The sequence below is a fragment of the Bacillus sp. mrc49 genome, from assembly GCF_002803435.1.
Window position 1 is genome coordinate 1 of sequence record NZ_PHNG01000679.1, and the last position, 6,112, is coordinate 6,112.

The 6,112-nt window shown below is 39.9% G+C and carries 7 protein-coding genes and 1 pseudogene; 7 read left to right on the top strand and 1 reads right to left on the bottom strand.

What is annotated here, in order from left to right; genetic code table 11:
- From CVN76_RS10750 to modB, 6 genes and pseudogenes are all read left to right on the top strand, one after another.
- A pseudogene (locus CVN76_RS10750) lies at positions 1 to 268 on the top strand (oxidoreductase); the annotation flags it as partial.
- A 16-nt stretch (positions 269 to 284) separates the two neighbouring features.
- Positions 285 to 764 carry a DUF1641 domain-containing protein gene (locus CVN76_RS10755; RefSeq protein ID WP_100531238.1) on the top strand — a complete coding sequence of 160 codons (480 nt, stop codon included), beginning with the start codon at positions 285 to 287 and terminating at the stop codon, positions 762 to 764.
- 400 nt (positions 765 to 1,164) lie between these two features.
- Entirely contained in the window at positions 1,165 to 1,575 is a 411-nt protein-coding gene (locus CVN76_RS10760; RefSeq protein WP_100531239.1) for a phosphate-starvation-inducible protein PsiE, read from the top strand.
- A 13-nt stretch (positions 1,576 to 1,588) separates the two neighbouring features.
- Positions 1,589 to 1,930 carry a DUF2294 domain-containing protein gene (locus CVN76_RS10765; RefSeq protein WP_061143588.1) on the top strand — a complete coding sequence of 114 codons (342 nt, stop codon included), beginning with the start codon at positions 1,589 to 1,591 and terminating at the stop codon, positions 1,928 to 1,930.
- Between the two features lie 116 nt (positions 1,931 to 2,046).
- A complete protein-coding gene (locus tag CVN76_RS10770; protein WP_100531243.1) occupies positions 2,047 to 2,430 on the top strand; it encodes a hypothetical protein in 384 nt (127 codons plus the stop codon).
- Between the two features lie 57 nt (positions 2,431 to 2,487).
- Entirely contained in the window at positions 2,488 to 3,144 is a 657-nt protein-coding gene (gene modB, locus CVN76_RS10775; protein ID WP_100531240.1) for a molybdate ABC transporter permease subunit, read from the top strand.
- A gap of 313 nt (positions 3,145 to 3,457) precedes the next feature.
- On the opposite strand, the gene CVN76_RS10780 is transcribed toward modB, so the two are convergent.
- Positions 3,458 to 3,676, bottom strand: a complete 219-nt coding sequence (locus tag CVN76_RS10780) for a PCI domain-containing protein (protein WP_100531241.1) — start codon at positions 3,674 to 3,676, stop codon at positions 3,458 to 3,460.
- A gap of 359 nt (positions 3,677 to 4,035) precedes the next feature.
- Here CVN76_RS10780 and CVN76_RS10785 point away from each other — a divergent pair.
- Positions 4,036 to 6,112: molybdopterin oxidoreductase family protein (locus tag CVN76_RS10785; RefSeq protein ID WP_100531242.1), on the top strand; the 2,077-nt coding region annotated here is incomplete at its 3' end.

Consider the following 6,112-nt stretch of genomic DNA (forward strand, 5'->3'; position numbering starts at 1 on the left):
ATATGTACCGATGCATTCAGTAAGCCATGAAAATGCCATTAATCTATTAACTGGAAGCATTGGCGATGTTCGAACACAAACACCAGCGTATAAACAGACAAAAGTGAAAATGGAATTAATTAATGTCAAGGGGAGCAAACCGCTTCCTTTATACAACCCTCGGTATGCTAAGCGAAACCCACAGCTCGGTGTACAGGTTGAACGTAAATGGAATCGTGAAGATTATGACCCGATTGCAGACCTGAATATAACAGCAGATAGAAAGTGATAGGAGGTAACATGTAATGGCAAAACCAATTACGAAAATAGAAGAACCAGTGTTTACTGAAAAAGAAAAGCAAAGCCAGGAGCTTGATAACGTTTTGCAGGATATATCGCGAAATTCAGATGGGATTAAAGAAACCATCAAACTGCTCCAGGAACTCCATGATAGTGGAATTCTTGGGGCAATCAATAATTTGGTTGAGGCAAAAGAAGATGTAGCTAAAATTGCAGTAGGGCAAATGTTGCGTCCGCCTGTAACTAATGCGCTCAATAATGCGATGGCTGCCGCTGGAGTATTGACAGAATTGGACCCTGAGACAACACAAAAATTAGTGGGGGGCTTATCGAAAGGGCTTCAAAGAGCAGAGGAAGGAATCCAGTCAAACAAAAAAGTCGGTGTTTTTGATTTAGTGAAGCTGCTAAGAGACCCCGATGTGAATCGAGTTATGAGGTTTACTATTGATTTATTGAAGGGGCTGGGTGAAGGCCTGAAAAAATAACTAAATGAGTGCAAAAGGCTTGTTCAATTTCTCTTTTGCCTTATTAGGAATGTCTGCATTCCTGCCGGTAAATAGTATGATTTCTGAAGACGAAGTACAGAATGAATGTAAAATGGTCGATCCTTATTCGTGCGAACGCACAGGATGCAAGAAGCCGGGCATCCCTAGCTTTTCGATAGCTAAAAACGTTCTTCATCAGTAAAAAAAATGAAACTGCTTTAGTACATGCCCATGGACTGTTTATTTTGGAACTCTTTGGGTATGTTCTTCATTTCATATGATCCATGAAACGACAGAAGTAATGCAGCTAGATTTTGTAGGCAGGACAACAGTAGAAAAATGAAAGTGAATGAAAGGAAAAAAATCATGAGGAGTGGTATTACGAAGATGGAGGATACAGATGGTTGAATCAGCTGGAAAATCGTTGATCAAACTTTATCAAATAGTATTGAATATAGCATTAATTATTCTTAGTTTTATCCTTACCTATTTTCTTTTTAGAGAACTATATTACATTTTAAGTGATATCTTGCTGGAGAATGGAGATGTTCATGAAACGTTCAGTAAGATTTTGGTTTTTTTCCTGTATTTCGGATTCATTTCAATGATTTTAACGTATTTTAAAGAAAGTCACCATTTCCCGCTAAGATACCTTTTATATATCGGAATTACAGCGACGATTCGGTTCATTATAGTGAATAATGGGAATTCATTTCAAAATTTATGGCTGTCCATCGTAATTCTCATGCTCACAATCAGCTATATACTATTACCTTCACCAGAAGGACAAAAAAGTAAAAGATCCCGATAGGAGGTATCGTGATATGGAACATCAATTTAATATGTTAATTCGTGAGATACGTAAAGAATATGTAGGAAATGGACCAAAAGAGATTCATACACGTTTTGTAGACAATTGGGCAATTAGTGAGATGAAAGGCAATTTGACGAATGTAGAGAATTTTATGATCAGTTCAAGAGATGGACAAAGGATGGTCCATGAAGCAAGAACCAAATTAGTAAAGCAAATTTATAAAAATCCCACGGTCCTGAAAAAAATCGAGGATTTGGTGAATGCAAAAATTGTGAGCATCTTTACAGATATTGATTTGGACATAGATACAGCGATGACGATTTATGTATTTGATAAGCCTGTTCAAGGTTAACTAAAAAAATTCCCCATCGAAAATATCTCTTTTTTGCGTAAAGGGATATTTTGAGTTGTCCAGATATAGTTTTTGAGAAGGAAAAGATTCAACTACCGAATAAAGGCGGAGAGGCAATGGACCTAAAAAAAATGATAGAGATGACGGAGAAAACGGAAATCGGCATTGAGTCACTTGTTTCGAAAGTGAATAACGACTTTATAAAACTTTATAAAGAAAAAAACATCCAAAGTTACATTGATACTCTAAACGACATGTTGGAGCTAGCGGTTCAGCTGGAATTTGATTTTGTTTTGAAATATTTCGGTGCAGTTCCTATCGCCACTGCCCATGAAAGATTTCAATTTCAAGAAATATTTAAGTGTATAGGCACGAGAAAAAGTAATAAAGATTGGTATTTACATTTATTTGCATTGTTTTTAGGGATACCTTCCGTTTTTAGGTTGGATAGCAAGGAAATTGAGAGGAGTTTCTTTGAAACCAAAAAATCAACTTCTTAAGAGGTACTAGGTATTAGATTACAAAAATCATTATTACTACTTAAAGTAGGAGGATACATGTTCCAAGCGTTCCTAACACCCGTACTGTTGTCAATTAAAATCACGATGATATCTGGTGCAGCTGTAATTATTTTAGGTACTTTAGCGGGGAGACTGCTGTCACTTAATAATTTTAAAGGAAAAGTTATACTAGAGACGATCTTAATGCTTCCATTGGTCCTACCTCCCTCGGTTGTGGGATTCTTAATGCTGATTGCGTTGGGAAAGAAGAGTGTGGTGGGGGAAGCACTGGAATTGGTTTTTAGGCAATCGATCCTTTTTACATGGTGGGGCGCTGTTCTCGCATCCATCGTTGTGGCATTTCCCTTAATGTACCAGTCAGCAAAGATTGGATTTCAGGGAATAGATCATGAAATTGAAGCTGCTGCGAGAGTATTTGGGGCAAATGAATGGCAAGTTTTTTTCCTGATTTCACTTCCCTTGGCTTCTAGAGCGATCATTTCCGGAAGTGTTTTAAGCATGGCCAGAGCACTGGGCGAATTTGGTGCTACCTTAATGGTCGCCGGGAACATTCCGGGAAAGACGCAAACGGTACCGACAGCGATCTATTTGGCCATTGACACTGGAAATATGAAGCTAGCTTGGCTATGGGTCCTTTTAATGGTAGTCCTATCGTTTATCATGTTATTTCTAGTACAAATCAAACAGAAGTGAAATAGGATCTTCTCTATTGATTAATGAGGCGAATTTCTGAATTGATAGACCAGTAGTGCGTATCTAACCTGGCTCTTTTCCGCATGGCAAATTTGAAATGCCTGTTCCATCCAGTGACGTAAGGTCATTATCGAACATCGTGTACCAGGTTAAGGATCGCTCAATGAATAATGGGCAATGCTGCCAGGATAACCTATTTGGAGTGTTTTTCCCTTCACTCGCTGCAATCTGTTTTTGTATGGAGAGCATCCCTCTACCAATATCCCAAAAGGATCGATCCCCTGTTCTTTCCTTTCCTTGAAATCCACTCCGCTCAAGGTAATGAATATATTTCGTAATTTGGCGGATCGTTCAATTTAGACTTTTGCAACCGTCCTTCATTAATTAATTCCTGTAACATGTTTTCGATGACATCAGGCTTTACACCAAATAGATCAGCAATCTTTACGGTAGAGAGGGCTGTGTATTTTGGTTTTTTAGCTGAAGAAATAATCATATGATGTACCCGCTGAAATAAAACTTCTTTTTCCACTATTCAAACCCTTCTTTCGTCATAATTACAAAACATAATCCCTTCTAAGATTAACCCTTTTATCGTTTTCTTATGCCTTTCCGATGGATAAATAATTGGATCGCTTATTTGTGAAACATGTGTATTTGACAGAAATGTTTTCTTTTAAACGGGTGGGAATTTGCTTGAATTGGCGGTTTCGATAGCAGATTAGAAGATAGAGGGGATATGTGGTTTGCGCTCTCGGTTCTCACATATTGTGGGATTTGTGTAAATTATTCCTGCGTTCATTGGAGATGCTATAAGAGGAATCGGGTTTGTAGGTGAAACTTGCATGCTATAAAGACTACATACTCACTGAATAATAAGGAGGTAAACATGTGAAAGAATCTGCATCTTCATTTTCTTTTCAGATCAACGGAAAGGAATACGTAGCTTATCCGGGACAAACGATTTTAGAAGTGGCTCAAGCTAATGAATCATATATCCCAAGTATTTGCTATCATCCAAACTTAGGAACCATTCAAACTTGCGATACATGCTTTGTTAATGCTGGGGGTGAAATGGTACGTGCCTGTGCGACGAAAGCAGAACCTGGAATGAACGTCGATACGCTTTCCCAACCTGTGAAAGATGCGCAGTACGAGGCGATGTCTAGAATCTTAAAGAATCATGAACTTTACTGTACAGTCTGTGATAATAACAATGGAAATTGTGTAGTTCACAATACGGCGGAGTATCTGGAAATCGAGCATCAAAAATATAAATTCGAGGCGAAGCCTTATCCTCCAGACCATTCACATCCTTTCTATCGATATGAGCCAGATCAATGCATTTTATGCGGAAGATGTGTGGAAGCTTGTCAAGATCTGCAAGTGAATGAAACATTAACGATTGACTGGGAACGTGAAAAACCTCGTGTAATCTGGGACAACGATGTACCAATAGATGAATCATCTTGTGTTTCGTGTGGACACTGTGTAACGGTTTGCCCGTGTAATGCTTTAATGGAAAAATCGATGTTGGGAGAAGCCGGTTATCTAACATCCATTCCCCCTAAAGTGCTGGCACCAATGATTGATTTAACCAAGGAGGTCGAACCGGGGTATAAAGAAATTTTCGCGATTTCAGAAGTGGAAGCAGCAATGCGAAAGGCGAGAATCAAACGTACAAAAACGGTTTGTACTTATTGTGGAGTTGGTTGCAGCTTTGAAGTATGGACAAAAGATCGGCAAATCCTGAAAATTGAGCCTCAAGAGCATTCACCGGTAAATGGGATTTCAACATGTGTGAAAGGCAAATGGGGCTGGGACTATGTAAACAGTGAAGAGCGTCTAACCAAGCCATTGATCCGTCAGGGGGATGAATTCATTGAATCGACATGGGAGGAGGCACTGACTCTGATCGCTTCCAAGTTAACAGATATCAAAGAACAGCATGGACCTGATTCGATCGGTTATATTGCCTCATCCAAATGTTCCAATGAGGAGAATTATCTATTCCAAAAATTTGCCCGTGCAATCATGGGAACGAACAATGTCGATAATTGTTCGAGGTATTGTCAATCACCGGCAACGGCAGGGCTTCTGCGGACGGTAGGAATAGGGGGAGATTCCGGATCCATCAAGGACATTGAGAAATCGGAGTTGGTGATCATAATTGGCGCTAACCCTGCGGAATCCCATCCTGTCCTAGCAACCCGAATTAAACGCGCTCATAAACTCCATGGGCATAAACTCATCGTAGCAGACTTACGCGAGAATGAATTGGCGGAGCGGGCGAATCTCTTTATTCATCCCAAGCCCAGTACGGACCTTATCTGGTTATCAGCCGTCACCAAATATATGTTAGAGCAAGGCTGGGAAGACAAGCAGTTCTTAAAGGATCGGGTGAACGGGCTTGAGAGTTATCTTCAATCTCTTGATAAATTCACATTGGACTATGCGGAAGAAATGACCGGCATTACAAAGGAGGAACTCATTGAGCTGGCAACCATGATTCATGAAGCCAAATCGGCATGCATCTTATGGGCCATGGGTGTCACCCAGCATAAGGGAGCAACGGATACGAGTACGGCAATCTCCAATCTGCTTTTAATCACAGGGAATTATGGCCGTCCAGGAACAGGTGCCTACCCACTTAGAGGACATAATAACGTTCAAGGAGCATGCGATTTCGGTACAATGCCTTCATGGTTCCCTGGCTATGAACCGATTCAAGACGAGCAGGTCAGAAAACGGTATGAAAAGGCATGGGGCGTCTCTTTGCCAAAAGATCCTGGAATGGATAATCATCAAATGCTTGAAGGTGTTAAGAAAGGAAAACTAAAGTCGCTGTATTTATTCGGTGAAGACATGGCATTTGTGGATTCCAACGTGAATTTTGTTGATACTATGCTCGAAGATCTGGAGTTTTTTGTTGTCCAGGATTTATTTTTCAGTAAAACGGCGCAATTCG